The organism is Eilatimonas milleporae (assembly GCF_003688555.1).
In the GTDB taxonomy this organism is placed as follows: domain Bacteria; phylum Pseudomonadota; class Alphaproteobacteria; order Sphingomonadales; family Kordiimonadaceae; genus Eilatimonas; species Eilatimonas milleporae.
The window spans coordinates 311,626-338,225 of sequence record NZ_REFR01000012.1; the positions used below are offsets into that span (position 1 = coordinate 311,626).

General features: G+C 58.5%; 26 protein-coding genes and 1 tRNA gene. 19 read left to right on the plus strand and 8 right to left on the minus strand.

From position 1 onward, the window contains the following. Positions 1 to 219 precede the first annotated feature (219 nt). From BXY39_RS12655 to BXY39_RS12670, 4 genes are all read left to right on the plus strand, one after another. Complete coding sequence (locus BXY39_RS12655) at positions 220 to 831, plus strand: RNA polymerase sigma factor (RefSeq protein WP_170163827.1); 612 nt, start codon at positions 220 to 222, stop codon at positions 829 to 831. A 2-nt stretch (positions 832 to 833) separates the two neighbouring features. Beyond that, positions 834 to 1,916: a FecR family protein gene (locus BXY39_RS12660; protein WP_121939246.1), complete on the plus strand. Its 1,083-nt coding sequence runs from the start codon at positions 834 to 836 to the stop codon at positions 1,914 to 1,916. Between the two features lie 7 nt (positions 1,917 to 1,923). After that, positions 1,924 to 2,283, plus strand: a complete 360-nt coding sequence (locus BXY39_RS12665; protein ID WP_121939247.1) for a hypothetical protein — start codon at positions 1,924 to 1,926, stop codon at positions 2,281 to 2,283. A gap of 391 nt (positions 2,284 to 2,674) precedes the next feature. Further along, a complete protein-coding gene (locus tag BXY39_RS12670; protein WP_147453574.1) occupies positions 2,675 to 2,980 on the plus strand; it encodes a helix-turn-helix transcriptional regulator in 306 nt (101 codons plus the stop codon). Here the strand turns inward: BXY39_RS12670 and BXY39_RS12675 are convergent. Next, entirely contained in the window at positions 2,972 to 4,096 is a 1,125-nt protein-coding gene (locus BXY39_RS12675) for a tyrosine-type recombinase/integrase (RefSeq protein ID WP_121939249.1), read from the minus strand. The genes BXY39_RS12670 and BXY39_RS12675 overlap by 9 nt on opposite strands. Positions 4,097 to 4,484: 388 nt before the next feature. Next, positions 4,485 to 4,558, minus strand: a tRNA-Cys gene (locus tag BXY39_RS12680). 302 nt (positions 4,559 to 4,860) lie between these two features. Here BXY39_RS12680 and BXY39_RS12685 point away from each other — a divergent pair. The 4 genes from BXY39_RS12685 (at position 4,861) to BXY39_RS12700 (ending at position 10,825) form a co-directional block, all read left to right on the plus strand. Continuing rightward, the gene (locus BXY39_RS12685; protein WP_121939250.1) at positions 4,861 to 5,517 is read left to right on the plus strand and encodes a protein-L-isoaspartate O-methyltransferase family protein; all 657 of its coding nucleotides are present in this window, start codon (positions 4,861 to 4,863) and stop codon (positions 5,515 to 5,517) included. A gap of 256 nt (positions 5,518 to 5,773) precedes the next feature. Beyond that, positions 5,774 to 7,141 carry a TolC family outer membrane protein gene (locus BXY39_RS12690; RefSeq protein ID WP_211332233.1) on the plus strand — a complete coding sequence of 456 codons (1,368 nt, stop codon included), beginning with the start codon at positions 5,774 to 5,776 and terminating at the stop codon, positions 7,139 to 7,141. A 213-nt stretch (positions 7,142 to 7,354) separates the two neighbouring features. Further along, complete coding sequence (locus BXY39_RS12695) at positions 7,355 to 7,990, plus strand: DUF2497 domain-containing protein (protein WP_147453575.1); 636 nt, start codon at positions 7,355 to 7,357, stop codon at positions 7,988 to 7,990. Between the two features lie 198 nt (positions 7,991 to 8,188). Next, positions 8,189 to 10,825, plus strand: coding sequence for a valine--tRNA ligase (locus tag BXY39_RS12700; RefSeq protein ID WP_121939252.1), 2,637 nt, complete (start codon positions 8,189 to 8,191; stop codon positions 10,823 to 10,825). Positions 10,826 to 10,870: 45 nt separating this feature from the next. On the opposite strand, the gene BXY39_RS12705 is transcribed toward BXY39_RS12700, so the two are convergent. Next, a complete protein-coding gene (locus BXY39_RS12705; RefSeq protein WP_170163828.1) occupies positions 10,871 to 11,614 on the minus strand; it encodes a transporter substrate-binding domain-containing protein in 744 nt (247 codons plus the stop codon). A gap of 394 nt (positions 11,615 to 12,008) precedes the next feature. Here BXY39_RS12705 and ilvD point away from each other — a divergent pair, with 394 nt between their 5' ends. Then, positions 12,009 to 13,862 carry a dihydroxy-acid dehydratase gene (gene ilvD / locus BXY39_RS12710; protein ID WP_121939254.1) on the plus strand — a complete coding sequence of 618 codons (1,854 nt, stop codon included), beginning with the start codon at positions 12,009 to 12,011 and terminating at the stop codon, positions 13,860 to 13,862. A gap of 80 nt (positions 13,863 to 13,942) precedes the next feature. Here ilvD and BXY39_RS12715 read toward each other — a convergent pair whose 3' ends face one another. The 5 genes from BXY39_RS12715 to erpA form a co-directional block, all read right to left on the minus strand. Further along, positions 13,943 to 14,251, minus strand: a complete 309-nt coding sequence (locus tag BXY39_RS12715; RefSeq protein ID WP_121939255.1) for a DUF1272 domain-containing protein — start codon at positions 14,249 to 14,251, stop codon at positions 13,943 to 13,945. Between the two features lie 139 nt (positions 14,252 to 14,390). Further along, on the minus strand, positions 14,391 to 14,633 hold the full coding sequence (locus BXY39_RS12720; RefSeq protein WP_121939256.1) for a hypothetical protein: 243 nt from the start codon (positions 14,631 to 14,633) through the stop codon (positions 14,391 to 14,393). Beyond that, positions 14,630 to 15,877: a Y-family DNA polymerase gene (locus BXY39_RS12725; RefSeq protein ID WP_121939257.1), complete on the minus strand. Its 1,248-nt coding sequence runs from the start codon at positions 15,875 to 15,877 to the stop codon at positions 14,630 to 14,632. The genes BXY39_RS12720 and BXY39_RS12725 overlap by 4 nt, the downstream gene beginning before the upstream one ends. A 130-nt stretch (positions 15,878 to 16,007) precedes the next feature. After that, a complete protein-coding gene (gene xth / locus BXY39_RS12730) occupies positions 16,008 to 16,799 on the minus strand; it encodes an exodeoxyribonuclease III (RefSeq protein ID WP_211332234.1) in 792 nt (263 codons plus the stop codon). Between the two features lie 28 nt (positions 16,800 to 16,827). After that, complete coding sequence (erpA, locus tag BXY39_RS12735; RefSeq protein WP_121939322.1) at positions 16,828 to 17,175, minus strand: iron-sulfur cluster insertion protein ErpA; 348 nt, start codon at positions 17,173 to 17,175, stop codon at positions 16,828 to 16,830. 252 nt (positions 17,176 to 17,427) lie between these two features. On the opposite strand from erpA, the gene BXY39_RS12740 reads away from it, so the two are divergent. The 10 genes from BXY39_RS12740 (at position 17,428) to tatC (ending at position 26,597) form a co-directional block, all read left to right on the plus strand. After that, the gene (locus BXY39_RS12740; RefSeq protein WP_121939259.1) at positions 17,428 to 18,648 is read left to right on the plus strand and encodes a deoxyguanosinetriphosphate triphosphohydrolase; all 1,221 of its coding nucleotides are present in this window, start codon (positions 17,428 to 17,430) and stop codon (positions 18,646 to 18,648) included. Beyond that, a complete protein-coding gene (gene argS, locus BXY39_RS12745; protein WP_121939260.1) occupies positions 18,645 to 20,396 on the plus strand; it encodes an arginine--tRNA ligase in 1,752 nt (583 codons plus the stop codon). The genes BXY39_RS12740 and argS overlap by 4 nt, the downstream gene beginning before the upstream one ends. Then, on the plus strand, positions 20,397 to 21,362 hold the full coding sequence (locus tag BXY39_RS12750; RefSeq protein ID WP_121939261.1) for an SPOR domain-containing protein: 966 nt from the start codon (positions 20,397 to 20,399) through the stop codon (positions 21,360 to 21,362). It begins immediately after the preceding gene. Beyond that, complete coding sequence (gene nagZ, locus BXY39_RS12755; protein WP_121939262.1) at positions 21,359 to 22,396, plus strand: beta-N-acetylhexosaminidase; 1,038 nt, start codon at positions 21,359 to 21,361, stop codon at positions 22,394 to 22,396. The genes BXY39_RS12750 and nagZ overlap by 4 nt, the downstream gene beginning before the upstream one ends. A 44-nt stretch (positions 22,397 to 22,440) precedes the next feature. Further along, the gene (locus tag BXY39_RS12760; protein ID WP_121939263.1) at positions 22,441 to 23,091 is read left to right on the plus strand and encodes a site-2 protease family protein; all 651 of its coding nucleotides are present in this window, start codon (positions 22,441 to 22,443) and stop codon (positions 23,089 to 23,091) included. Positions 23,092 to 23,130: 39 nt separating this feature from the next. Further along, positions 23,131 to 23,958, plus strand: a complete 828-nt coding sequence (locus tag BXY39_RS12765; protein WP_425458911.1) for a segregation and condensation protein A — start codon at positions 23,131 to 23,133, stop codon at positions 23,956 to 23,958. Further along, positions 23,955 to 24,764, plus strand: a complete 810-nt coding sequence (gene scpB / locus BXY39_RS12770; RefSeq protein WP_121939264.1) for an SMC-Scp complex subunit ScpB — start codon at positions 23,955 to 23,957, stop codon at positions 24,762 to 24,764. The genes BXY39_RS12765 and scpB overlap by 4 nt, the downstream gene beginning before the upstream one ends. 72 nt (positions 24,765 to 24,836) lie before the next feature. Beyond that, entirely contained in the window at positions 24,837 to 25,103 is a 267-nt protein-coding gene (locus BXY39_RS12775; protein WP_121939265.1) for a twin-arginine translocase TatA/TatE family subunit, read from the plus strand. A gap of 86 nt (positions 25,104 to 25,189) precedes the next feature. Next, positions 25,190 to 25,726, plus strand: coding sequence for a Sec-independent protein translocase protein TatB (tatB, locus tag BXY39_RS12780; protein ID WP_121939266.1), 537 nt, complete (start codon positions 25,190 to 25,192; stop codon positions 25,724 to 25,726). Then, complete coding sequence (gene tatC, locus BXY39_RS12785; protein WP_245999140.1) at positions 25,713 to 26,597, plus strand: twin-arginine translocase subunit TatC; 885 nt, start codon at positions 25,713 to 25,715, stop codon at positions 26,595 to 26,597. The genes tatB and tatC overlap by 14 nt, the downstream gene beginning before the upstream one ends. The last annotated feature ends 3 nt before the right edge of the window (positions 26,598 to 26,600 follow it).

Genomic DNA, 26,600 nt, shown 5'->3' on the forward strand with positions numbered 1-26,600 from the left:
CATCTGATCTTCCCCTTGCTGGCCTAATTTCTGAAAGCCGGATTTTTCTCCTTCGTGGATGACCAGTTCTGTCTTCAGTTTGAAAAATGGCGTTGTCGGTAGCGATTTGTTTAGCCGGCGCGTCTTAGTCATTAGAGATTCGCTTATAAGATGAACACGCATGCCTTCCAGAGTGGTTGAGTGGTATGGAGGGACAAAGCCGAGTGGGAACCTGACGCTGTGCGTTCAGCACTGAAAACAGGATCGATTCTGGTCGCCGATCAGGATCTGGAGAACCAGGAGGTATCGGATAAAACCGAGCGTCTTGGTCAAGGCTATTCTCTGGACGAGTTATATAGGCGGTATAGGAACTTCCTGATCTCTTACATCGGATACCAATTCGGCGGCCGCGAGAATGATGTTGAAGAGACGATTCAACAAGTGTTCGCGAACATCGCGGCCTCGCATGATCCGGGCACCATAGAAAACCCAAAAGCATTCCTGCGCCGTGCCGCTATGAATGTCATTGTGTCACGCCGGCGCAAGGAGCAGTCACTCAGCGCCTGTAAAGCGCATGTAGGATATCTACAGTCTGATGGGGAGAAATGTCACATTACGCCGGAACGTCATGCGCGAAACCGCGAGCTTTTGAACCAGGTTTGGCAGATTTTAAGGCAGATGCCTCAGAAACGCCGGCAGGTTTTCATTCTGCATCGTATCGATGGCATCCCCTGTGCTGCCATTGGCAGAAGATTGAACATATCTCCGTCTGCGGCCAAGAAGCACCTCTACAAAGCAATTCGGGATCTGGATGAGGGCCTCGCATCGCTTGAATCTGATGCGGAAGAGTGATCATGACGACACGTAAAGATAACCGCATCCGGTCCGAAGCTTATGACTGGATTGTTGAACTGGCGGACGGGAATACCACGCAAGAAAAGCGCGTTGCTTTTGAGCACTGGTACGCGGTCAAGGCCCATGCCGAGGTATTCGATCAGGTGCAGGCGCGTCTCGATATCGCAGGCGCGCTCGACACAGACGTGTTGGAAAAACTCAGGCAGCCTCTCACCGCCTGGGAAAGGATGCGTCATGGCATCGGCCACTGGCACGGGCCACTGGCTCGATGGCCTTTGGCGGTGGCTGCTGTGGCCGCTGTCTTCTTAGCAGCAGTGGTCATGGGATTATTGGTGTTTCAGGCACCGCGTGCGCACATCCATGAAACAGACATCGCGGAAATCCGCGACATCGTGCTTAAAGACGGTAGCAAGGTCACACTTGGGGGTGGGTCCCGCATCTCGGTGATCTATTCACGCCGGGACCGGCAAGTGATGCTGTTGGCGGGGGAAGCCTTCTTTGATGTGACAGAGGACTCAACGTGGCCTTTCATCGTTCAAGCTGATGGCACGCGGGTCCGCGTTGTGGGTACACGGTTCGGCGTGCGCAGGGGACCGTCCGGCTTGCGGGTGGCGGTCGAACAGGGCGTAGTGGAAGTCAGCCGTGAGGTATCGCCGGCGCGGGAGACTGCCCCTATTAAGTCGGACGGACCGGAAGAGACAGAGGAGCCACAAAAGGCGATCCTGACGGCGGGCGAGAAGATTGTCTCGGGTGATGCGGACCCTCTCAGCCAAGAACAGATTGAGAAAGTGTCCTCGCCGCCAAGCGCATGGCGCGAGGGTCGCCTCATATATAGCGACGCCAGCTTTTCCGACATAATCGCGGACATCAACCGCTATTACGCCGGCCAATTGGTTATCATCTCAGATGATCTGAGGGTGATGCGTTTCACGTCTATTCTGCGAATTGATCAACTGGATCAGTTCATTGAGGATTTGCCGTCCTACCTGCCGGTCGAGTTGATCCGTCAGGGCAAGAACAGAATTCTGATCCGCAGCCTTTCCAGAAAATCCGATACTAACACCGGCCCCAAAAGCGATTGAGCACGTCATGGGAACCGGCCCGGCCATTGAAGAACAAAATATCCTTATGTCTGATAGTCCGAACGGTCTTCCTTCGCCGGAAGACGCCGCCATTATCATCCTTTGCTGTTATGACGGGCCTGTTGCCGAAGTGAAGCGGCGGATAGATATGGATCACCATAATGCCGCTGTGCAGGCTTTATGGACGTCGGCGTCGCAGATCATCGAGGATCAGATGGCCATTCTGGCCGAGCATGGGGTGACAAGCAACCGTTGGGTCTGGCACGCGCTGTCCCCATGTTTTCCTATGCGGCGGGATGAGGATCAGATCGCTTCAATCTTATCGGCTGTTAAGTGTCTGAGGCGGCGCCGGCCACGATCTGTTTGAGCCTTATGGCGTGGCCGCCTTGGGGCATTGTGTTTGAATATCTGGGCCTTTGTCCGCTGCGTGCAATCCTCGGCGCGCAGGCCCATGCAAGAGATCACCAGACCCCGATATTGAGGATGACTTTTTCGATGGGTGAACGGTTGAGGTCCGAAGTGCATTGGCGGTATTTGCGTGAGGCGCACAAGCCACTGTTTTCAATGGTGTAAACGGATCAAGGGTTCTGCTTGGAAAGGCTGCTAATGGGGAGGCATGCCACCCTTGAGAAAAAAATATATTGCTACGATTTTGAGGGGCTGGTTCCATAGCGATCCAGACGGCAGGAAGTCTTGAGACCGCTGCCAAACACCTTTGGGGGGTGCTGCCAGATTTGCGTGAATTAAGGGAACGCGTGTTGGGTTTGTTTGAGAAGGCTGGCGCAGGGCTTATTGAGAAGAACCCGAAGGAGCCGGCAATGCCAGGATATTCCGAGCCACCCAATCGCCTCACAGACCCTTATGGACGCTTTATGCGCATGTCTGATGTGGAGGAGACTGTCGGGCTGAAGCGCTCCAAGATTTATGAACTGATGAATGATCCCGTCGATCCGTTTCCGTCCCCCATCCATATCGGAAAGGTGTCGCGCTGGGTCGAACGTGAAATCATCGCGTGGAAAGAAAAGCGTTTGCAGATGGCCCGCCGTTATGCCCTGTCAGAGTGACGCATTCTGTTCTCTCACCGTTTTCCTCAGCCAGTCCGGGGCGCCCATGCTCTTTAAGGAGGTGGCTGTGGAGGGTTTTCCCATCCTCGGATCGTGTCCTGCATCCTTCTTGAGCTTGTCCAGATAGTCCGCCCACCACTGCGTCATCTTAACGCGCTCGTCCCAATACTGGCTCCGGTTATAGACGCCGCGCACTTTATTCCTGTCCAAATGGGCGAGCTGACGTTCGATGGCGTCGGGATTGAACAGACCGCTTTCATTCAGCAGGGTTGAGGCGGTGGCCCGGAAGCCATGGGGCACGACCTCATCCGGTGTATAGCCAAGGCGTTTCAAGACCGAGTTCAGCGTGCCGTCGGAGATGGGCCGTTCGATGGATTTCACCGACGGAAAGGCATAGTCGCTATGGCCGGTGAACACTCTGATCTCGTTCAGAATATCGACGGCTTGAGACGGCAGGGGCAGCATATGGGGTCGGCGCATTTTCATGACCTCGTCAGGGATGGTCCAGATGCGGTTTTCCAGGTCAAAGTTTTCCCACTTGGCCTGCCGTAGTTCACCGGGTCTTTGAAACAGCATGGGCAGAAGCTGCATGGCGGCCTGAATCCATATCTGCCCGTCGAAGCTGTCAATGGCGCGCAGGAGGCCGCCAAGTTTCTCCGGATCGGTAATGGCGGGTCTCGGCGTTGATTGCCGCGAGGGTAGGGCTTCTTTCAGGGCATCGGCGGGATTGGTTTCCGCCCGACCCGTGACAATCGCCAAACGGAAGATCCTGCTGATGAGAGCACGCAGCCTGTATGCGGAATCGACTGTGCCGCGTTTGACGACGCCCTGGAGAACATCATTGATCTCCATGGCCGTGATCTCCGAGATCGGACGCCACCCCAATGATGGACGGGCTTTTTCCAGGAGGCTCTTATCGCGCGTTATGGTCTTCGGGGAGAGGTTTTCGTCCTCCTCCTGCCGTTTGAGTAACTCATCGGCAAGTGCGTTGAACGTGCTGTTCTCACGAAGACGTCTTTCGAGATCTTTCCTTTTGGCTTCAGCGATCGGGTCTTTCCCCACGCTCTGGGTTTCCTGAGCCTCCTCGTGAATTTTCCTGGCCTGTTTCAGCGACAGTTTCGGGAAAGTACCGTAGGAGAGGGTCTTTTGCTTGCCGTCAAATTTATAGTTCCACCGTCACAGGAGACCACCATTGCATCTGACGAGCAAGTGCAGCCCGTTTCCATCGGAAACTTTATAGTCTTTTTCCCTGAAGGGTGAGGGCGCGGATGGCGCGGTCTGTCAGGGGCATGTCGGTAGTCTCAGCCTTTCAGGGTATTTCGCATGGCATCGGTTTCTACTGCATGGTAACGGCATTCTCGGGGAGCGCCGTTACCATTCGATATTACCATGAAATGGCCTGGATTGGGAGGGGTGCACACGGACAGCTATGGACGGTCGGTTTTGAATTTCCGATATTTTTCAATCGGTTATGGATGATTGCGGATCATCCTGGACAGACTGTTGGAGGCGCGGACCGGAATCGAACCGGTGTACACGGATTTGCAGTCCGCTGCGTAGCCACTCCGCCACCGCGCCGTATTATGACGTGCCGGAAAGCTATAGAAGCCATGGGGGCAGGGGGTCAAGCGGCTTTTTCCGCAACCGGTTTTGGCCCGGCAGGCTGCCATGGTGCCCGTGTTATGGGAAGATAGCGGTCTTGCCGCTAAGATAACAATTGTAACGCAGTGGTGCGCTTATTATAAAACTGGCCCGTATGAAGACAGCCATAAATCCGGGTTTCGCCGCTCCTTTCCAGTTTATAAAAGGGGCTGATCGCCAAGGCACTTTGGCCACACCGGGTTTGCCCAAATGAAATTCGAGAAACGAGGATAGTCGCCGTGACCGATTTTGCCACCGCGCGCACCCACATGATCGACGGCCAGTTGCGCCCGAACGAAGTAAATGACGAGCGTGTCCTGGATGCCATACGGTCCGTGCCACGCGAACATTTCGTTCCCAAGGCCAAGCGTGCCGTTGCCTATGTTGACGAAGATCTTGACCTGGGCGGCGGACGCTTTCTGATGGAGCCGATGATCTTCGCCAAACTGATTGTTGCCGCCGATATCCGTGCCGGTGACCTGATCCTCGATATCGGTTGCGCCAGCGGGTATTCCAGCGCCGTTTTGGCACATCTGGGCGATGCGGTCGTGGCTCTGGAAGAAGAGACAGAGCTGGCCGGTCTGGCCGAAAAGAAACTGGCCGAGCTTGAAGTGATGAACGCTGCTGTCGTGACCGGCACCCTGACCGCCGGTGTGGCCAAACAGGGGCCTTACGATGTGATTTTTATCGAGGGCGCCGTTGAACAGGTGCCCCTGGCGCTGATCAGGCAGCTAAAGGATGGCGGCCGTCTGGTTTGCGTGCACCGCGAATACGGGCCGGTGGCGCGTGGTCATCTGATCACCATGGAGGACGGTGTGGCGGCACCACAGGACCTGTTCGATGCCAACGTACCGGTGTTGCCCGGATTTACAAAAGAGCAGGGGTTCGTTTTTTAGACAGGTGTTGCCTCCAGGCCATTGCAGCGGCTTGTCGTTATCCGGTATATGCAAAGCGTGGCTGACGTGAAAACAGGTTCTGAGACCATATCCCGTATATAATAATCCGGGGCGTTAACCGCGCCGTAGTCTTCGAGGACATCAAAAGGCAGTACCTGCCATAGACTTCTGACAGCGAGGATAAAGAGGAGAAACTCCCATGAGAAACGGGTCCATACATCGCGACGACAGACGAAAATATGATACCAGGCATCCCTTGAAACGACATTGGATATCGGCCCTGGCGCTCGGCATTGCGCTGTCCGGTGGTCAGCCCGTTTCAGCGGAAACACTGAAAGATGCTCTCGCCGCTGCCTATATGGGCAATCCGCAGCTTGAAGCACAGAGGGCGGCCCTGCGCGCTATCGATGAAAATGTGCGGCAGGCCAATGCCAACTATCTGCCAACTGTTGATGGGAACTACACTCATACTGAAAGGGGCCTGACCATTGGTGTCGAGGGCCAACCCTCCGAGCCGCGTACCGACTTCAATACGGAAAACTACCGGGCGCAATTGGACCAGAATCTGTTTCGCGGGTTCCGCACCCTGAATGCGGTCAAGGGAGCAAAAAGCCAGGTGATGGCCGGCCGCGCGCAATTGACCGATGTGGAACAACAGGTCCTGCAGGATGCCGTGACCGCTTATATGGATGTGGTGCGGGACCAGGCGGTCCTGGCCCTTAATCAGAACAATGTTCAGGTTTTGGAACGCCAGCTCGAGGCCAGTCAGGACCGGTTCCGGGTCGGCGAGGTGACGCGGACCGATGTGGCGCAGTCGGAAGCCCGTCTTGAAGGCGCGCGCTCGCAGGTTTTGAATGCGGAGGCGCAGCTGGCCACTGCCCGTGCCGCTTATGAGCGGGTGATCGGCCGGCCACCGTCCAGCCTGAAGACGCCGGATGAAAGACCGGTTTTGCCGCCTTCGTTGGAAGATGCCATTTCACTGGCCACGGCCCAGTCACCGGGCATTTTGCAGGCCATGAGCAATGAGCAGGCGGCCCGTTATAGTGTGCGGGAGGCTGAAGGGGCCTTATTGCCCACAGTGACGGCGCAGGCATCCCTGCAGCGTTTTGAAGGCATTCAGTTCTTCGGTGAGGGGTTCGTTGGGTTTACCCAGGAAACACGTGAAGTCCTGTTAAATGTGGCGGTTCCGCTTTATGCCGGTGGAGGACGGTATTCCGATATCCGCCGCGCCAAGCAGACCCGCAGCCAGCGGATGCTGGAGATCCGCCAGGCCGAGCGGCTGGCGCAGGAACGGGCACGTGTTGCATGGGATAATTACCGCGCTGCACGCGGTCAGATCATTTCGTCCGAGGCACAGGTCCGCGCCAATGAAATCGCCCTCGACGGCGTACGGCAGGAAGCGGCCGTGGGATCGCGGACAACGCTGGACGTTCTGGATGCCGAGCAGGAATTGCTGGATTCCCGTGTCAGTCTGGTGCGGGCGCAGAGGGATGAACAGGTTGCAGCATACACATTGCTGTCGGCGATGGGGCAGTTGACGGCAAATGGTCTGGGCCTAGAGGTGGAAACCTATGACCCGATTGCGAATTATGACAAGGTGAAATGGCAGTTGTTCGGATGGTGATGGTTTTAACCGTCTTGCCGACCTGATTTCAGTGAAAAGGACCCAACCGGGTCCTTTTCCATTTGTTGCCATATGCTTTGCCTTTTGCCCACTTTCGCAAGGATTTGTCTAAATGCCTTTGATTTCTATACAATAAATGACGCACACAATTGACAGGTCACGGTTGGGGCGGTACCTGTTTTTGTATAAGGGGCGTGCAGTGCTGGCAGGGAAATGAGCGACAATACGGCTGAAGACGAACCGACAATGGAAGAAATCCTGGCGTCCATTCGCCGGATTATTTCTGATGAATCCGAAGAAGATCAGTCGGTTGACCTTGAAGATGAGGCCGATGTCAGCGCGGAGCAGGAGCCTGAACCTGCTCCGGAACCGGATCCTGTTGCGGAGCCTGAGCCTGAGCCCGTCCCTGAACCACAACCCGAACCAGAGCCTGAGCCCGAACCGGTACCGGAGCCGTTGCCCGAACCTGTTGCCGAGCCGGAACCTGAACCGGAGCCCGAGCCTGTCTTTGAGCCTGAGCCCGAGCCTGTTCCCCAGCCTGAGCCCGAGCCGGCCGACCTCATTGCCGCCGAAGAAGAAGATGTCCTGGAACTGACCGAGGTGGTGCCTCCGGCAGGTCGGCAAGCCAGCGGAATCGTCTCCCAACCGGTGGAAAACATCGCCGCGCAAAGTTTTGCCCATCTCAGCCATTTGATGGTCACGGGATATAACGGTGCGGACAATACGCTAGAGGCCGTTGTCCGGGAAATGCTGCGTCCCATGTTGCAGGCCTGGCTGGATGAAAATCTGCCGTCCATCGTACAGGACGCAGTGGAGCGGGAAGTGGCGCGCATTTCGCGTCGCAAGTAATCTTAACCCCCATATTGACATTTTCGCGCCAAGGGTAGCATCTGCCCTTTTGTTTTGTCGCCGGATTGGGCATGGTTCGCCGCGTTCCCGACTTTTGGCGCAAACTCTGTTTCGGATCTTGAACGATGCGTGTTTCGGCACACAGGGAAAATCCGGCGACAGCGGCGCCATGACGACCTCAATTTAAGAGCAGAGACAATGAATACCACCTATGCCCCCGCCGATATTGAAGAAAAATGGTATCTGCATTGGGAAAAAAGCGGTTTGTTCGCCGCGGATGAACAGTCGAATGCCGTTCCATATGCCATTGTGATGCCGCCGCCGAACGTGACGGGAAATCTGCATATGGGGCATGCGCTGGACAATACACTGCAGGATGTTCTTGTCCGTTTTGAAAGGCTGCGCGGCAAGAATGTCCTTTGGCAGCCGGGCACGGACCATGCGGGTATCGCTACACAGATGGTGGTGGAGCGTATGCTGGATAAGGAGGGCGTCAAGCGCGCGGAATTGGGCCGCGAGGCATTTCTGGAGCGTGTCTGGGAGTGGAAACAGGAATCCGGTGGTGCCATTACCGGTCAGTTGCGGCGGCTGGGGGCAAGCTGTGACTGGTCGCGTGAAGCGTTCACCATGGATGATCCGCGCCAGGAGGCCGTGACGCAGAAATTTGTCCAGCTTTATCGCGATGGTCTGATTTATCGCGACAAGCGGCTGGTCAACTGGGATCCCAAGCTGAAAACCGCCATTTCCGATCTGGAGGTGGAACAAAAAGAAGTGGACGGCCACTTCTGGCATTTCCGCTATCCGATCGACGAGGAAGGGGGGCGGTTTATCGTGATCGCCACCACACGTCCGGAAACCATGCTGGGCGATACGGCCGTGGCGGTGCACCCCGATGATGAGCGGTACCGTGATCTGGTGGGAAAACAGGTTCGTCTGCCCCTGACGGATCGCCTGATCCCGATTGTCGCCGATGACTGGGCCGATCCGGAACAGGGGTCCGGGGCGGTGAAAATCACACCGGCGCATGATTTCAATGATTTTGCTGTCGGCCAGCGACACGATTTGCCGATGATCAATATTTTTGACTCTGAGGCCTGTCTGTCGGATGCCGTGCCGGAAAAATACTGCGGCATGGATCGTTTCGAGGCCCGCAAGGCCGTTGTTGCCGATATGGAAACACTCGGCCTTGTCGAGAAGATCGAAGCACACACCCATATGGTGCCGTACGGTGATCGCAGCGGTGTGGTGGTCGAGCCCTGGTTGACGGATCAGTGGTATGTGGATGCCGCGACATTGGCCGGGCCTGCCATAGAGGCGGTTGAAGACGGGCGTACCCGCTTTGTACCGAAAACCTGGGAAAAGACCTATTTCGAATGGATGCGCAATATCCAGCCCTGGTGTGTGTCGCGGCAATTGTGGTGGGGACACAGGATTCCCGCATGGTATGCCGGTGACGGCAGTGTTTTCGTCGCCGAAACCGAGGCGGATGCGTACCGTGAGGCCCGTAAAAAGCTGGGCGACGATGTACGGCTGGAACGTGACGGGGATGTACTGGACACATGGTTTTCATCCGCCATGTGGCCTTACAGCACCCTCGGCTGGCCCGAGAAAACACCGGCGCTTGAAACATTCTATCCCGGCGCAACCCTTGTGACCGGTTTTGACATCATCTTTTTCTGGGTGGCCAGAATGATGATGTCGGGCCTGTATTTCATGGGCGATGTGCCGTTTAAAACCGTTTATATTCATGCCCTTGTCCGGGACGCCAAGGGCCAGAAAATGTCCAAGTCCAAAGGCAATGTCATCGACCCGATCAATTTCATCGACAAATACGGGGCGGATGCGCTGCGTTTTACCCTTGCCGCGATGGAGGCCCAGGGCCGGGATATCAAACTGGATGAAAAACGGGTCGAGGGATACCGCAATTTCGGCACCAAATTATGGAATGCCGCCCGTTTCTGCCAGATGAACGGTGTTGTGGGCGGGGCGGATGGTATGCCGCCGCCCGCGACCAGTGCCATAAACAAGTGGATCATCGCAGAAGTCGCAGGCGCGGCGCGGACTGTGACCAAAGGCCTTGATGCTTTTCGTTTTAATGATGCGGCCGGGACGATCTATCATTTTGTCTGGGGCACATTCTGCGACTGGTATCTGGAGTTGATCAAGCCGGTTTTCTACGGTGACGATGAAGCGTTGAAGGCGGAAACCCGGGCTGTGACAGGCTGGATTCTGGACAGGATATTGATCCTTTTGCATCCTTTCATGCCTTTCATTACCGAAGAGTTGTGGCATGGGATGTCAGAGACACGGCCCTGTGACCTCATTCGTGCGGAATGGCCTGTCCTGGAGCAGGAAGACGATGCGGCGGGTGAAGAGGTCAACTGGCTGATCCGCTTCATTTCGGAAATCCGTTCAACCCGTTCGGAAATGAATGTGCCGGCAGGCGCCAAGCCGGCTGCGCTTATCGTCGGTGCATCGCAAGAGACAACGCGCCGGCTTCGTGACTGGCAAACCACGCTGTGCCGCCTTGCACGGCTGGACAGGGCGGACAGTGTCGCCATGGCGGATGCCAAAGATGCTGCCCAGCTTGTGGTGGATGAGGCCACCGTCTATCTGCCACTCGCCGGTGTTATGGATCTTGACGCCGAAAAGGCGCGTCTTGCGAAAGTCCTCGACAAGCTTAACAAGGATGCGGGCGCCTTGCGGGGGCGACTGTCAAACGAGAAGTTTTTGGCGAAAGCGCCCGCAGATGTCGTCGCCGATGCCAAAGAGCAGCTTTCCGGCCTGGAGGAACAGGGCGCAAAGATAAAGGCGGCCCTGGAACGCCTGGGATGAGACCATGGCCGGGATGTCATGCCTGTCCCGGCCATGTCCGCTCTCTTATTCCCGTTCTGTATCGGGCCAGCTGATCGGGGCGCCGGCGCCCTCAAGGCCCATGTTCAACCGTGCGATGCTATGATGTCCGATGCTTTTCGAGCACAGGATATGAAAGGGCTGCAACGGTTTCAGGTCTGGCGGTGAAAAGATGAAGATAAGGCGTCCGGGATGGGCATGGCGGCTGTAATAGTCGGCCTCCAGGCTTGTAATGAACGTATACTCCCCCCGGCCCGATGCGATCAGCGCCATGCTGTGCTGTGGGGCAAGCACATCCTGAATGACAGGGGGCCGGTATCGGGCGAGCCATGCTTCTATCTGGGCCCCGTAATGCCAGGGTCTTTTGCGGATCATACGCATCGACGTATCGGCAACCGTATCTTCGGCGTGCCTGCGTTTTGCGATGCGTTTGGCGCTGAGGCGATTGGCCACCATCACAACCGGGACCGGGTCGCTGATGGCCGTGGTGAAGAGCAGGCTTCCTTCCCGCTCCGTGACCTTGAACCAGCCGATGGAGCACCCCTTTACTCTGTCTTCCGTTAAAATGTGAATGCTGCGTGTGGCCGGGGCCTGTTGCCAGTCGATTTCAAACCCGGCCCCCCGCGCGGCCTCGGATGTAATGTCCACCAGAAAGCCGGTGGTTTTACCCTTCTTCTGATAGGCCAGCGGGGGCCTGTCCTCGAAAAAGACGGTCAGTGTTTCCGTATCTGTTTCGGCGTGCGCGGGAAAGGCGGTGGAAAAACAGTACAAGATCAGAAACAGTAAAAAAGAAATCAGGCCAGTATGTCCGGGAAGGAATTTTCGGCCTTTGAAAAAAACAGGGTATGTCAATTTTACTCCTCTACCAGTATTTTCGACCCCCTTGTCATTTTCCTTCAGCATCTGGATGGCATGGCTTTGACACGTCAAAGGACTTGTTCGTCCGTGTCAGCCGGTGAAAAGCCGTGAGCGTTCACCGGTGCGCATACACTCCCAAGGATTGCGAAAGGAAATTTCACATTGTGTGATAAATTTTTCCAAATGTTATCGACACTGTCTGTGCAGATCGCTAAAGTCTGCCCCGCTTAGCGTGTAAACGCTGGCGGAAAACGACCCACGCAAGAACGACCGAAGCAAGTCCGGCATTTGTCAGGAGGAATATGTCATGCCAGCCTATCGTTCCCGCACCACCACACATGGCCGCAACATGGCCGGAGCCCGTGCCCTTTGGCGTGCGACCGGTATGAAAGAGGGCGATTTCGGTAAACCGATCATCGCCATTTCCAACAGTTTTACCCAGTTCGTTCCCGGTCACGTCCATCTGAAGGATTTGGGGCAACTGGTCGCGCGGGAGGTGGAAGCGGCCGGCGGGGTTGCGAAGGAGTTCAATACCATTGCCGTGGATGATGGAATTGCCATGGGCCATGACGGCATGCTGTACAGTCTGCCGAGCCGCGAGGTGATCGCCGACAGTGTGGAATATATGGCCAATGCCCACTGCGCGGATGCGCTTGTGTGTATCTCCAACTGCGACAAGATCACGCCCGGCATGCTGATGGCAGCCATGCGGTTGAATATCCCGGCGGTTTTCGTGTCCGGCGGTCCAATGGAGGCGGGCGAAATCCAGACGGAAGACGGCGACACCAAATATCTTGATCTGGTCAGTCCCATGGTTGCCGGTGCCGATCCGAATGCAAGCGATGCCGAGGTGCAACTGGCCGAGGAAGAGGCCTGCCCCACATGTGGCTCCTGTAGCGGCATGTTTACCGCGAACAGTATGAACTGCCTGACGGAAGCGTTGGGGCTGTCACTTCCCGGCAACGGATCGACCCTGGCGACCCACGCGGACAGAAAGCAACTTTTCATGACGGCTGGACGGCTGATCGTGAAACTGGCCGAACGTTATTACAAACATGGTGATGAAAGGGCTTCGCCGCGGGGAATTGCCACGTTTGAGGCCTTTGAAAATGCCATGACGCTGGATATCGCCATGGGCGGATCCACCAACACGGTATTGCACCTTTTGGCCGCCGCGATCGAAGGGGAGGTCGATTTTACCATGGCCGATATCGACCGCCTGTCGCGAAAAATCCCAAATCTTTGCAAGGTGGCGCCCGCGCATGACCGGTATCATATGCAGGATGTGCACCGGGCCGGCGGTATTTATGCCATTCTGGGCGAGTTGGAACGTGGTGGCCTGCTGCACCGTGATGTGGCCACGGTCCATACGCCGACACTGGGTGAGGCGATTGACCGCTTCGATGTGTGCCGTACCGACGATGCCGAGGTCCATCAGTTTTTCCGGGCGGCGCCGGGCGGTGTCCGCACAACCCAGGCATTCAGCCAGTCCAAACGCTACACGGATCTGGATCTGGACCGTGAAGGCGGCTGTATTCGCACTATTGAGCATGCCTATAGCCAGGATGGCGGGCTGGCTGTGTTGTTCGGCAATATCGCGAAAGATGGCTGTATCGTCAAAACGGCCGGTGTGGATGAAAGTATTCTTACCTTTTCCGGGGCGGCCAGGATTTTTGAAAGCCAGGATGCCGCCTGTGAGGGCATTCTGGGCGGCCGTATCAAACCCGGTGATGTGGTTCTGATCCGCTATGAGGGGCCGAAGGGCGGTCCCGGCATGCAGGAAATGCTGTATCCGACCACCTATCTGAAATCCATGGGGCTGGGCGCGGCCTGCGCCCTGGTCACCGATGGACGGTTTTCGGGTGGTACATCGGGTTTGTCCATTGGCCATGTTAGCCCGGAGGCGGCCGAAGGGGGCGCCATTGCCCTGGTGGAGGATGGCGATATTATCGATATCGATATCCCGAACCGGTCCATTGATGTGCGCCTTTCAGAAGCGGAGCTGGCCGCGCGCCGTGCCGACAAGGACGCGCGCGACGCGATGCCCTGGAAACCGGCAGAGCCGCGCCCCCGCAAACTGACGAAAGCCTTGAAAGCCTATGCCATGCTGACCACGAGTGCTTCCAAGGGGGCGATCCGCCAGTTGCCTGACGGTGTCTGACGGAAAAGCCGTTTGCCGTCCCTGCCGCCGTGTGTGGCCGTGATGTGGTCTCGGCCCTGCGGCGGCAACCCCCACGCGGCTTAGCGATCGCGTGGCGGGATATGCCGGACACCGTGACAGAACCGCAGCGCACTTTCACGGTCATATTTCAGGGATACACGCTTATCCGAGGCCGGCTGGTGTTGCCGGCTGATGCCCGGACGGCGTGCCGTTGCGGGCCGGATGGGGCGGGGGCAGAAACCGCCCCCGCAATTCGGGCAGACATTGTGTAGATGGGTTTCCACACAGTCCTTGCAGAAGGTGCATTCATACGTACAGATCATCGCATCGACCGCATCGGCGGGCAGGTCCTTGTTGCACCATTCGCAGTTGGGTCTGATCTCAAGCATGTGGTTTGCCCTGGTTTGTCTTGGTTGTCCTGGCCCGGTGTCGGTGGTGTATCTGCGTATCGGCGTAAACTGGCCGCTTTGTATCCCGCCATTGCCTTGATGAAACACCATCGGTGCCTTTATGCGCAACTGCCCTGGTTTAGGGCATGCCGGCGATGAAATGATGCACCGGCGTCAGGCGATGAAGATGCAACCGGACCGCCCTGGTCTTGCAATAAGGGCAGGTCAGGCGTTCGGAGACATCTTCCAATGTCAGGCGGCCATGAACATCCGGGCGTGTACACAGGCTGGTATGACTTTCACGGGCCTGGTGCCCGCAGGTGCGGCAGCGGGTCTCGAAACCGTAACCGCTGGCATAATCATCAAGGTACAGGTGGTTCACCAGAAATCCTCCATATCGGGAATGCGGGCAAAGGCGATTTTGCCGCCGGCATATCCGCCGGGCGGCGGAGTCCATGGTCCCAGACTGACAAGCGTTCGGGCATATTTGCCGTTCAGCCCGTCCATGATGCGTGACAGGGTCGACCATTTCTGACGGTTTGCCGATGTGTCCCCAAACAGACTGAACTGCCGCTGTTCCGCTGGTCTGAGCCTGTACAGCGCCACATGCAGTTTTTTCACCCGGACAGCGTCAGGCAGATTAGCGCGGGCTTGTTCCCACAGGTCGGCCAGGCCTTGCACACAACTGCGGTCGTCATTCACATCGTCGAGCGGATGTTCACCGCCCCAGCGGCCTTCTTTCGCCGACAGCCACAACCCCAGACGTCCGGCGACAAAACCGTCGCGGCGCAGGCGCCGGCATGCCTTGACCGTCAGCAGGCGCGCGCAGTGCCATGCCTTGTCCATGTTGCGCCAGTCCGGGGGCAGTATGCGACCGTGACCATACATGCTGCGGGCGGTCTGTTTCGCGGCGATATCATACCCATGCAGCGCGTACCAGAAGCGTTCTCCGTTGACAGTCCCCCACAGCGCCCGCAACTGGCGCGGCTGACTGTTCCACAGATCCGCAATGTCATGGATGCCGGCCTGTGCCAGCCTGTGACGCATGCGGCTGCCGATGCCGGGCAGGTCGCTCATCCGCAGATCAAGAAGCCGTCCCGGCAGGTCATCGGGATGCAGGATGGTCGCACCGTCCGGTTTTTCGATTTCCGAGGCGATCTTGGCAAGCAGCCGGTTCGGCCCCATGCCGATGGAGCACGTGATATAGGGCCCGACCGTTTTCCGCAGATGCTCCTTGATCGCCGCCGCCAGTCCGGCGGGGTCCTTCTGCCAGTCGCTGTCCACCGGGCAGGTCAGTTCGTCGATGGAACAGACGGTGCCGACAGGCAGGATATGCTCAATCTCCATCACCAGCTTGCGGTGCGCCCTTACATACAAATCGGGAGATTGCGGCTGCAGCACCAGGTCCGGACACTGGATACGGGCTTCCCTCACGGCCATGCCGGTTGTGACACCGCATGCTTTGGCGATTTTATTGGCGGCAATGATGCAGGTGCCGGCCGCCGTGTGAAAGGGGATAACCCCCACCGGTTTGCCGCGCAGGTGCGGTCGCGCCTGCTCTTCGACAGTGGCGAAGAAACTGTCGAAATCGATATATGCGACCCTCAGGCCGTCCGGTTTCCGCATCTTTGTGCCCCTTTGTCCTTATTAGAACAAAATAAGAACATTTTGTCCATACCTAATAAGAACGGGGCGTGTGTGACACACACGAGGCACGCGTATCGCAGATATGATGGGAAAAATCGTGAGGCCGAGTTCAGGCGGCCAGGTCAATCCATACGGGCGTATGGTCGCTGGCCTTTTCCTGGGCGCGCGGGATACGGTCCACATCGGCGCCTTTGAGACGGTCAGCGGCTTCCGGGGACAGCATCAGGTGATCGATGCGGATACCGTGATCCTTGGCCCAGGCACCACGCTGATAATCCCAGAAACTGTATTTCGGCCCTGCGGGGTGGATTTGCCGCAATGCATCCAGATACCCCAGATGGGTCAGGGCGCGCAAACGGGCCCGGCTTTCCGGTTGGGTCAGGGCATCGTCGACCCAGGCTGCAGGGTCGTGGCAGTCATCCGTGTCATCCTGTGGAATGACATTGTAATCACCGGCCAGAACGACGGGCCTTTCCACGGTCAGCAGACGGCTGGCATGGGCCACCAGCCTGTCCATCCAGGCAAGTTTGTAATCGAATTTCGGACCCGGCCTGGGATTGCCGTTCGGCAGGTAAAGGCTGGCGACACGCACGTTCATGACCGTCGCTTCGATATACCGGGACTGATCGTCGCCGTCCGCGACGCCTCCGTCAACGGCAGGCAGGCCGCGTACAATATCGGTCACGGGATGACGGCTGATCAGGGCGACACCGTTGAACCCCTTCTGGCCGTGGGTTTCCACATGCCAGCCCTTGTCCTCGATTTCCATCCGGGGAAAGGTCTCATCAACGCTTTTGATTTCCTGCAGGCAGGCAACGTCGGGCTGGAATGTGTCCAGCCATTCCAGAAGACGGGGCAGGCGTGCCTTCACGCCGTTGATGTTGAAGGTGGCGATTTTCAACGCATGATTTCCGAGGACTGATAAAGCGTCAGACGGCGAACGAGGACCCGCAGCCGCAGGATGACGTTGCGTTCGGGTTTTTAACCTGGAAGGAGGCACCGACCAGATCTTCGACAAAGTCGACCTCTGAACCGGCCACATACAGCAGGGACATCGAGTCGACCAGCAGGGTCACCCCGTCACGGGTGACGACGATATCGTCTTTTTTCTGTTCGGCGTCAAAGGCAAAACCGTACTGAAAGCCGCTGCATCCGCCACCGGAAACGGTCAGGCGCAGTTTAAGATCCGGGTTGCCCTGCTGTTCGATCAGGGCGGCCACACGGTGGGCGGCCTTTTCACTGAGGCCGACGGGGGCTTCCTGTGCCATGTCTTTCATTCCCATACTCGCGGATATGCCTGTGTTTCGCGGGAAACAGGCTGTACATGCTTTTATGTAAGGGCATCGCGCTGCAAAATCAAACAAGGAGCCATGCATCTTCGGACAAGCTGCCCTTGCGGCACAGCGGGGACCACACGCTGTCGGCAGCATATTATTAGAGGATTGCGCCGCTTGTGAAGCGGTGACCCGGTCGATATGGTGCACATCCCTGTTACCTGCTGCGTCCGAAAAATAAGGATTACGTCCCTGATGAGTATCCGCGACAGCGACCGTCCGCGCTATGCCGATACGCTTGCGCCTTATGCCTGCCTGCCTGATGCCAGCAGGGGGCGTCTGCACAATGAGCCGGAAAGCATCAACCGCAGTCCCTACCAGCGGGACCGGGATCGGGTGATCCATTCCTCCAGTTTCCGCCGGCTGAAGCATAAGACACAGGTGTTCGTCTATCACGAGGGTGATCATTTCCGGACACGTCTGACACATTCCCTGGAGGTGGCGCAGATAACGCGGTCTATCTGTCGCGACATGGGGCTGAACGAGGACCTGGGCGAGGTTCTGGCACTGGCGCACGATCTCGGGCATCCGCCCTTCGGGCATGCGGGCGAAGCGGTGCTGAACACCTGCATGGAGCGCTATGGCGGGTTTGACCACAATGCCCAGACCATCCGTCTGGTCACCGGTCTGGAACGGCGCTATGCGTCTTTCGACGGGTTGAACCTGACATGGGAGAGCCTGGAAGGTCTTGCCAAGCATAACGGCCCGCTGGTGGAAGGGGCTGTGGATCCGCTGTCATTACCAGAAAATCTGCCGTTCGGTCTGCGTGATTATCTGAAGGTGCAGGATCTGGAGCTGCATACGTTTGCCAGTGCCGAGGCCCAGGTAGCGGCCATCGCCGATGATATCGCCTATTCCAGCCACGATCTGGATGACGGTCTGCGCGCCCGCCTGTTCGAGTTTGAGGAAATTCGTGACATTCCCATCGTTGCCCAGTTGATAGACGAGGTGACGTGGACTTATCCCGATGCGGACCGCGCGGTGATGGTGCACGAACTGGTGCGGCGTCTTATCAATCGTATGGTCACCGACCTGACGGTGGAAACCGGCAGGCGGATCGATGCCCTGTCGCCTGCGGGCGTCGACGATATCCGCACCGCAGGCACCGCTGTGGTCGCTTTCAGTCCCGACATGGCGGTCGCGGTAAGGGCGCTGAAGGATTTCCTGCATGCGCGCATGTATCGCCATTATCTGGTGAACCGTATGACCAGCAAAGCAAAAAGGGTGGTGCGCGATCTGTTTCAGCTTTATATCGCTGAACCCGAGTGTCTGCCCGATGAGTGGCGCGACCGGGCCGGTGCACCGGAAAGCGTTGAAACAGCCCGTGTCGTGGCGGACTTCATCGCCGGTATGACGGACCGTTTTGCTTTTCGCGAGCACGCCAAACTCTTTGATTTAAGCGATGTAAAATTATGAATGTTTTTAAATACTTTCGCGCACTTCTTGAAAAAGAACTTGAGACTTTGGCGGCGTCCGGAAATCTGCCTGTGGGGTTGAAAACCGATGCCATCACGGTGGAGCCGCCACGCGATGCCGCCCACGGCGATATGGCCACCAATGCGGCCCTTGTCCTGGCGAAACAGGCCGCGATAAAACCACGTGACCTCGCGACAAAGCTGGTGCCCGGACTGCTGGCCCTTGATGAAGTCGATGACGTGGAGATTGCCGGTCCGGGTTTCATCAATATCCGTTTGGCACCGTCCTTCTGGCAAGGCTGCGTATCGGGGATTGTTGCCTCGGGTCTCTCTTACGGTGACAGCACGCTGGGCGGTAACGAGGCCGTCAATGTGGAATATGTCTCGGCCAATCCGACCGGGCCGCTGCATGTGGGCCATACGCGCGGTGCCGTTTTCGGCGATGCGCTCGCCAATCTGCTGACCAAGGCGGGATACAGGGTCACCAAGGAATATTACATCAATGACGCCGGCAGTCAGATCGACACGCTGGCGCGGTCCGCCTATCTGCGTTACTGCGAGGTCCACGGACGCCATATCGGCGACATTCCGGAAGGGCTTTATCCCGGTGATTACCTGATACCGGTCGGGCAGGCGCTCAAGGAAAAATACGGGGATCGTTTCCTGGACGAGGAGGAGGGCGCCTGGCTGTCAGTGGTCCGGGAAGACGCCACTGCCGCGATGATGTCCCTTATCCGCAGCGACCTGGAAGCTCTTGGTATTACACAGGAAATATTCCATTCTGAAAAGGCATTGCATGCGTCGGGCGAGATTGAGGCCGCCATCGAGGATCTGCGAGCCGCCGGCCATATTTACGAAGGTGTGCTGGAGCCGCCCAAGGGCAAAAAACCGGACGACTGGGAGCCGCGTGAACAAACCTTGTTCCGGGCGACCGATTTTGGCGACGATGTGGATCGTCCACTGAAAAAATCGGATGGCACCTATACCTATTTTGCCGCCGACATCGCCTATCACCATGACAAAATCAAGCGGGGCTTCCATGCGATGATCGACGTCTGGGGCGCGGACCACGGTGGATATGTCAAGCGTATGCAGGCCGCTGTCAGGGCCCTGGATGACAAGGCAGATCTGGATGTGAAATTGTGCCAGCTTGTCCGCCTGTTCCGCGCCGGTGAGCCTGTCAAAATGTCCAAGCGGGCCGGTACGTTCATCACCATGCGTGATGTTGTGGATGAAGTGGGGCGCGATGTGACGCGTTTCATCATGCTCACCAGGAAGAACGACGCGCCGCTTGATTTCGACTTCACCAAGGTGACGGAGCAATCGCGCGACAATCCGGTCTTTTACGTGCAGTATGCCCATGCAAGGGTCTGTTCCGTGCTGCGCAAGGCGCAAGAGCTATTCCCCCATATGGACACTGATGACAGCGCCTTGGCGGGCGCTGATCTGTCACGGTTGACCCGCGACGGCGAACTGGCGCTGATCCGTCACATGGCGGCCTGGCCGCGTTTGGTCGAAAGTGCGGCGGAAGCGCATGAACCTCACAGGGTGGCGTTTTTTCTTTATGATCTGGCATCCGAGTTTCATACTCTGTGGAACAGGGGCAATGATGATCCTTCGGACCGTTTCCTGATCGAGGAAGATGCCGGGCTGACACAGGCCCGCCTTGCTCTTCTGAGGGCGGCGGCGCTTGTCATTGCAAGCGGTCTTTCGGTTCTGGGCGTCGTGCCGGTGAAGGAAATGCGTTAAATGAGCGATACCAACAATACCGATCAAAACGCCGATACCCTGCTGGGGGCGGCGCAAGGCGATACCGATCCGGAAACGCCACCCTGGCTGCAGCCCGTATCCGACGATGAGGAAGAGGATGCCGGTTTTCTAAAGGGTAACAAGGTTTTCCTGATGGGAGGCTTGGCTCTTCTTGTCGTGGGTCTGTTCGTTGCCGGCCTGCTGTTTTTATACAATGGCGAAGAAGACGGCCCTCCGCGCTATGTTGCCGCGCCGGAGGAGCCGGGCCGCACCCGGCCGGATAATCCCGGCGGCATGGATGTTCCGCACCGTGACAAAGAGGTTCTGGAACGGGCGGCAGGTCAGCCTGTGCGCACGGATACCGGCCTGGGCGAACAGCCCGAACAGCCGATCGAGGATATTGTCAGGGCCCTGGAAGAAAGCGTGGCGGCAGACCGCGCCCGTGACCAGCAGTCCGCCGGGCAATCCACCCCGCCGGCAGACGCGCAGTCCGCACTGACAGAACAGGCCGCAGACGACCGCTGGAATGATCGACAGAACGACCGGCAGACGGGCCGGAATGGGCAATCCGGTACGGTTGCGGACGCCAGCCGCACCGCTGAACAGCAGTCGGTAACCTCCGCACAGCGTCCAAAGGCAGTCAGCGGCGACAGTTCCGCCGCGTCGTCCACGGGTGAGAGCAGTGGCCCCGTATCAGCGGCGCCCGACGGTCCGCCGTCTTCGGGGTACCGCCTGCAACTGGGGGCTTTCGGCAGCCGCGCGGGGGCGGAGCGCGCCTGGAGCCGACTGCGCCGCCAGCATTCCACCCTTCTGGAGGGACTGAGTGCGGATTACGAACCGGTCAATACCGGCGACCGGACATTGTACCGTCTGCGGGTCGGGCCGCTGCAGGACCGGGCGGCGGCCGATGCTTTGTGTGTGTCCCTGCGTGCCGAGAATGTGGCCTGCATGGTGATCAATCCGTGATTCCGGTTCTTTTCGGTCTGGCCGGGCCGGAATTGCTTTTCGAGGAACGGCGCCTGTTTCAGGACTGTGTGCCGGCGGGCTTCATCCTCTTCAAACGCAATGTGGAAAACCCGGCCCAGCTCCGCCGTCTGACGGACAGTCTGCGGCATATGACCGGGCGCGAACATTTGCCCATACTGATCGACCAGGAAGGGGGCCGGGTCCAGCGCATGGGGCCGCCGCGCTGGCGTGCGTATCCTGCCATGGGGGTGTTCGGGCACATGGCGCGGCAGGACCCGGCAAAGGCGGCGGGCGCGGCCAGCGCCCTCAGACTGCATACGCGTCTGATCGCTGATGATTTGAGGCGTGTCGGCATCACGGTGAACTGCCTGCCGCTTATCGACGTGCCGCAACCGGATGCGGATGGGGTGATCGGTGACCGTGCTTTCGACGATGATCCGTCGCGTGTCGCCGCGCTGGGCCGGATCGTCGCCGATGCGTTGACCGCAGGCGGTGTGCTGCCCGTGATCAAGCATATTCCCGGCCACGGGCGTGCCATGGTGGACAGCCATGAGGCTCTGCCCAGGGTCGAGGCAGCGCTGGAAACCCTGGAAAAGATCGATTTTCCGCCTTTCCGTGCTCTGAGAGACGCCCCGTTCGCCATGACGGCACATGTTGTTTACACGGCGCTCGATGCGGCTGTCCCCGCGACCCTGTCCCGCGTGGTCATCCGTGACTGGATACGCGGGCACATGGGCTATCGCGGTCTTTTGATGAGCGATGACATTGGCATGAACGCCCTGTCGGGCACGATGGCGGACAGGGCACGCGGCTGCATTGCCGCGGGCTGCGATCTGGTCCTGCACTGTGACGGGGACCTGGACGCCATGCGGAGCATCGCCGATGCATTGCCGCAGGCGGAGCCGATTTTGAATACGCGCCTGTCGTGTCTTGTCGGTGGTCTTTCCGAGGCCGGTGACGGCCTGTCGCACAGTGACCGGCTTGATCTGGAACAGCGTTACGACCACCTGATGAAAGATCTGTTGCCGGCCTGACCGAGGCGGCCGGTCCGTATTCCTGTCATGAACGGAGACCCGTTGTGCCCGATATCGGCGCCAGCCTTCATCTGATCAGCGTCATGGCGCTGCCTTTTCTTCTGGCCGTGACCCTGCATGAGGCCGGGCACGCCCTTGCCGCATACCGGTTGGGTGACCGGACGGCCCAGGCGGCGGGCCGTCTGTCTCTCAATCCGCTGGTCCATGTTGACCCGTTCGGCACAGTGGCGATTCCGCTGATCGCCATTTTCACCGGATTTCCGTTTCTGATCGGATATGCCAAGCCGGTTCCCGTCGATCCGCGCAATTTCAAAAAAACGCGCCGGGATATCGTTCTGGTGGCATTGGCCGGGCCCTTTGGCAATGTGGTGGTGGCGGTTTTCTTCGCTTATGTCTTGCGTTTTGCTCTGGGGGCGGGGTTCACTCAGGACGACTGGGTCACCAATGTCGCCGTCTTCGGCATTTTCCTCAATTGTCTGTTCATGGTGTTCAATCTGCTGCCCATTCCGCCACTGGACGGAGGTGCCGTGGTGGCGCAGTTCTTGCCGTCCGACTTGGCGATACGCTATCAATCCATTGCGCCTTTCGGGTTTCTGATCCTGATGGGCATCATCATCGTGGCCCGCGATGTGATCATTGCGCCCACGATGTTTTTCGCCGGTCTGATCGCGGCTTTGGTTGGCGTGCCGCTTTAATCGGCCGCGAGGGGCGGGAAAGCCCTGCGGGTGGATGATGTGAACACAGACGACAGCGATTTCGAGGAAGATCCGTATCCCCGGCCCGGCGCGCCGGGAGACGGTGCCGGCGCTCTTGCGGATGCAGGGGATGACGACGCTCTGGTCCTGCATATCGATGGTTTCGAGGGACCGCTTGATGTGCTGCTGATGCTGGCACGGGCGCAGAAGGTTGACCTGACACAGATTTCCATCCTGGAACTGGTGGAACAGTATCTGGCCTTTATCGCGGAAGCCCGCCGCATGAAGCTGGAGATCGCCGCCGACTATCTGGTGATGGCGGCCTGGCTGGCATATCTGAAGTCACGGTTGCTTCTGCCGCGTGAAGAGGACGATGAAGAGCCCAGCGCCGAGGAGATGGCCCTGCGGCTGCAGTTGCGGCTGCAACGGCTGGAAGCCATGCGCGAGGCGGGCGCGAGGCTTATGGCGCGCAACCGGTTGGGGCGCGACATGTTTGCCCGTGGTGCCCCCGAGGGCGTCGTGATCGACAGACATGGCCGCTACGACATCACGCTTTATGAGTTGCTGAAGGCCTACGCCTATCAGCAAAGCAAGCAGGCGGCAGGCCCGATTCATATTGCCCGTCGCCCCGTCTATGCCCTTGAAGAGGCGCTGGAGCGTCTTTCCGGCCTGATTGGCGAGATATTTTCCTGGTCCGACCTGGTGCAGTTTCTGCCCCAGGAGCTGTCAGATCCCCGCCTGCGCCGGTCAGCGGTGGCCAGTATGTTCGCGGCCAGCCTGGAACTGGCGCGTCAGGGCGTGGCCGACATCCGGCAGATGGAAACCTACGGTCCCCTTTATGTCCGCAGGAAGGAGGATGAAGCATGACCGACGACAAGATCGTCCCCCTTCAGACCGGCCAGCAGGCGACTGACGGCGAAACCGCCGATGCCGCGCCCCCGCAAGGCGTGCGCACCGATACGGAACGTATGCTGGAGGCGCTGTTGTTCGCAGCCGAAGCCCCACTTTCGGAGGCCGATCTGGCGGGCCGTTTGCCGGACGGGGCGGATGTGGCCGGGGCACTGGAAACGCTGCGGGCACGGTATCTTGGTGCAGGGGTCGAACTGGCCGAGGTGGCCGGCAAATATATGTTTCGCACGGCCGGGGATCTGGCTTTTCTTCTGCGCCAGGAGGTCGAAGAGACCCGTAAATTGTCCAGAGCGGCGGTGGAAACCCTGTCCATTATCGCCTTTCACCAGCCTGTTACGCGGGCGGAGGTTGAGGATATCCGCGGTGTCGGCCTGTCAAAAGGCACGCTGGACGTTCTGATGGAGGCCGGTTGGGTCCGCATGCGCGGCCGGCGTAAGACGCCGGGCCGGCCGGTGACATACGGTACGACCGAGGATTTTCTGGTGCATTTCGGCCTGGACAGTATCGAGGACCTGCCGGGGCTGGAAGACCTCAAAGCCGCCGGCCTTTTGGACAGTGTGGACGATGCGCTGGACGCGCTGGGCCGCTTTGGCGGCCCCGACGACACGGATGAAGACGATGCACAGATCGATCTTGAGGATGCGATTGAACAATCCGCACGCGCAGCGGGCGAGGACAGGCGCCGTTCGCCTTTGCAGGCCGGCCATAAAGCTGTAACACAAGAAGAGGAGAGTGCGCCGGATCATGAGGGCGGCGGGAAATGACGGTCAGGTCCGTCAAACGCAAGTCCCTTGAACGGTGCCGGCGCACCGAACTGTCGGAAGGAGTAAAAGGCCATGTTTCCGGGCTGGTTACAAATCGCGCTTGTCGTCTTGCTGATTGTCCTCCTGTTCGGACGCGGCAAGATTTCCGAACTGATGGGTGATGTCGCCAAAGGCGTCACCAGTTTCCGCAAAGGGCTGAAGGATGTGGCGGAGACGCCTGAGGCGTCCGAGCCGCCGCAGACCAAAACGGTCGAGCACAAGCAGACGATCGAGGGCGAGGCCGTTTCTGAGGGTGTCTCGGCCGCCGCCGAGGACGCCGAGACGGCGAAGCGTCAATAACCCGCTTTTTGGGCAAGGCACCCCAGGCCGCATCTGTCATCTCTGTCAGGTCCGCCGGGGCGCGTCAGTCGGGATAGCCTTATCCGATGTTTGATATCGGCAGTATGGAACTTTTCATCGTTGCGGTGGTGGCTCTTGTCGTCGTCGGCCCGCGCGAATTGCCGCGTCTGCTGCGCACAATCGGCGGTATGATGCGCCAGGTTCGCTCGCTGGCGGGCGAATTTCGCCGTGGTCTTGACGCCCTGGCGGAAGAGGTGGAGCAGGAAGCGGACCCGTTTTCCGATCTGCGCAAGGCCGAAGGGCTGAAACCCGGCATGAGCCCGGATGAGATCACGGAAACCATCATGAAAAACCGTGCCGCTGAAAAAGGTGTGGATCAGGCCGCAGCGCCCTCCGGTGCCGATACACCGCCAGTACAGCCGGCCCCGAAAAAGGGCGTCCCCAATTTCAAGCCGAAAACGGTCGAGGACCGGGGGGAAACCGGCCAGACGGATGCCGTGCAGCAGGACGAAAAAGCGGAAACCCCGTCGGCCACGGCCGTCGAGGCGGCGTTGGAAAAAACCCCCGTAACCCCAGGCGGGGCTGCAGAGCGAAAAGGTGGAGCCGGCAATGATGCCACCTAAGGAATATGCAGGCGGCGATGTGCCGAAAGCCCCCGACCTGATCGACGGTCCCTCTGAAGACCCGAGGGAGGGCGCCGATACGGTGGAAGCCAGCCGCGCGCCCATTCTCGATCATCTGCTGGAGCTGCGCACCAGGCTGATCAAGGTGATCGTCGGCATGCTGATCTTCTTTGTCATCGGTCTCTATTTCGCCGACGAGATTTTTCAGATTCTGGCCAAACCGTATGCCGATGCGGTCTCCGACCGGGAAGATGCCCGCATGATCTTTACCGGGCTGATGGAAAAATTCGTCGTCGACATCAAAGTGGCGCTCTATGCGGCCTTTCTTGTGACCTTTCCCTGGGCGGCCCTTCAGATCTGGAAATTTGTCGCTCCCGGCTTGTACCGGAACGAGCAGCAGGCCTTTCTGCCCTTTCTTTTCGCGACGCCCATTCTGTTCACGCTGGGGGCATGTCTGGCTTATTTCGTTGTGATTCCGTGGGCGTGGGAGTTTTTGCTCAGCTTTGAAAATCCCGGCGGTGACGGCACCCTGAAAATTGCCGCCGAGGCCAAGGTGAATGAATATCTGTCGCTGATCATGCAGATGATTTTTGCCTTCGGGCTGGCGTTTCTGCTGCCGGTCGGCCTGACCCTGATGGGACGCGCCGGGCTGGTCACGGCGGACAGTCTGCGCTCAAAGCGCCGCTATGCCATTGTCATCACATTTGTCGCGGCCGCGTTTCTGACCCCGCCGGACCCGATCAGCCAAGTCGCCCTTGGCATTCCCATCCTGCTTCTTTATGAACTGTCGATCCTGTTGATCGCTACTTTCGAAAAACGCCGTGCCCTGGACGAGGACGGCGGCGAGGATGCAAGCGGCAGCACCGTCTAAATC

What these genes read in the sequence shown, in the direction of transcription:
- scpB (WP_121939264.1), top strand. Translation starts at nt 23,955, where the DNA reads ATGACCGACGACAAGATCGTCCCCCTTCAGACCGGCCAGCAGGCGACT.
- BXY39_RS12750 (WP_121939261.1), top strand. Translation starts at nt 20,397, where the DNA reads ATGAGCGATACCAACAATACCGATCAAAACGCCGATACCCTGCTGGGG.
- BXY39_RS12725 (WP_121939257.1), bottom strand. Translation starts at nt 15,877, where the DNA reads ATGCGGAAACCGGACGGCCTGAGGGTCGCATATATCGATTTCGACAGT.
- argS (WP_121939260.1), top strand. Translation starts at nt 18,645, where the DNA reads ATGAATGTTTTTAAATACTTTCGCGCACTTCTTGAAAAAGAACTTGAG.
- tatC (WP_245999140.1), top strand. Translation starts at nt 25,713, where the DNA reads ATGATGCCACCTAAGGAATATGCAGGCGGCGATGTGCCGAAAGCCCCC.
- BXY39_RS12740 (WP_121939259.1), top strand. Translation starts at nt 17,428, where the DNA reads ATGAGTATCCGCGACAGCGACCGTCCGCGCTATGCCGATACGCTTGCG.
- BXY39_RS12775 (WP_121939265.1), top strand. Translation starts at nt 24,837, where the DNA reads ATGTTTCCGGGCTGGTTACAAATCGCGCTTGTCGTCTTGCTGATTGTC.
- BXY39_RS12665 (WP_121939247.1), top strand. Translation starts at nt 1,924, where the DNA reads ATGGGAACCGGCCCGGCCATTGAAGAACAAAATATCCTTATGTCTGAT.
- BXY39_RS12715 (WP_121939255.1), bottom strand. Translation starts at nt 14,251, where the DNA reads ATGCTTGAGATCAGACCCAACTGCGAATGGTGCAACAAGGACCTGCCC.
- tatB (WP_121939266.1), top strand. Translation starts at nt 25,190, where the DNA reads ATGTTTGATATCGGCAGTATGGAACTTTTCATCGTTGCGGTGGTGGCT.
- BXY39_RS12660 (WP_121939246.1), top strand. Translation starts at nt 834, where the DNA reads ATGACGACACGTAAAGATAACCGCATCCGGTCCGAAGCTTATGACTGG.
- BXY39_RS12695 (WP_147453575.1), top strand. Translation starts at nt 7,355, where the DNA reads ATGAGCGACAATACGGCTGAAGACGAACCGACAATGGAAGAAATCCTG.
- BXY39_RS12700 (WP_121939252.1), top strand. Translation starts at nt 8,189, where the DNA reads ATGAATACCACCTATGCCCCCGCCGATATTGAAGAAAAATGGTATCTG.
- ilvD (WP_121939254.1), top strand. Translation starts at nt 12,009, where the DNA reads ATGCCAGCCTATCGTTCCCGCACCACCACACATGGCCGCAACATGGCC.
- erpA (WP_121939322.1), bottom strand. Translation starts at nt 17,175, where the DNA reads ATGAAAGACATGGCACAGGAAGCCCCCGTCGGCCTCAGTGAAAAGGCC.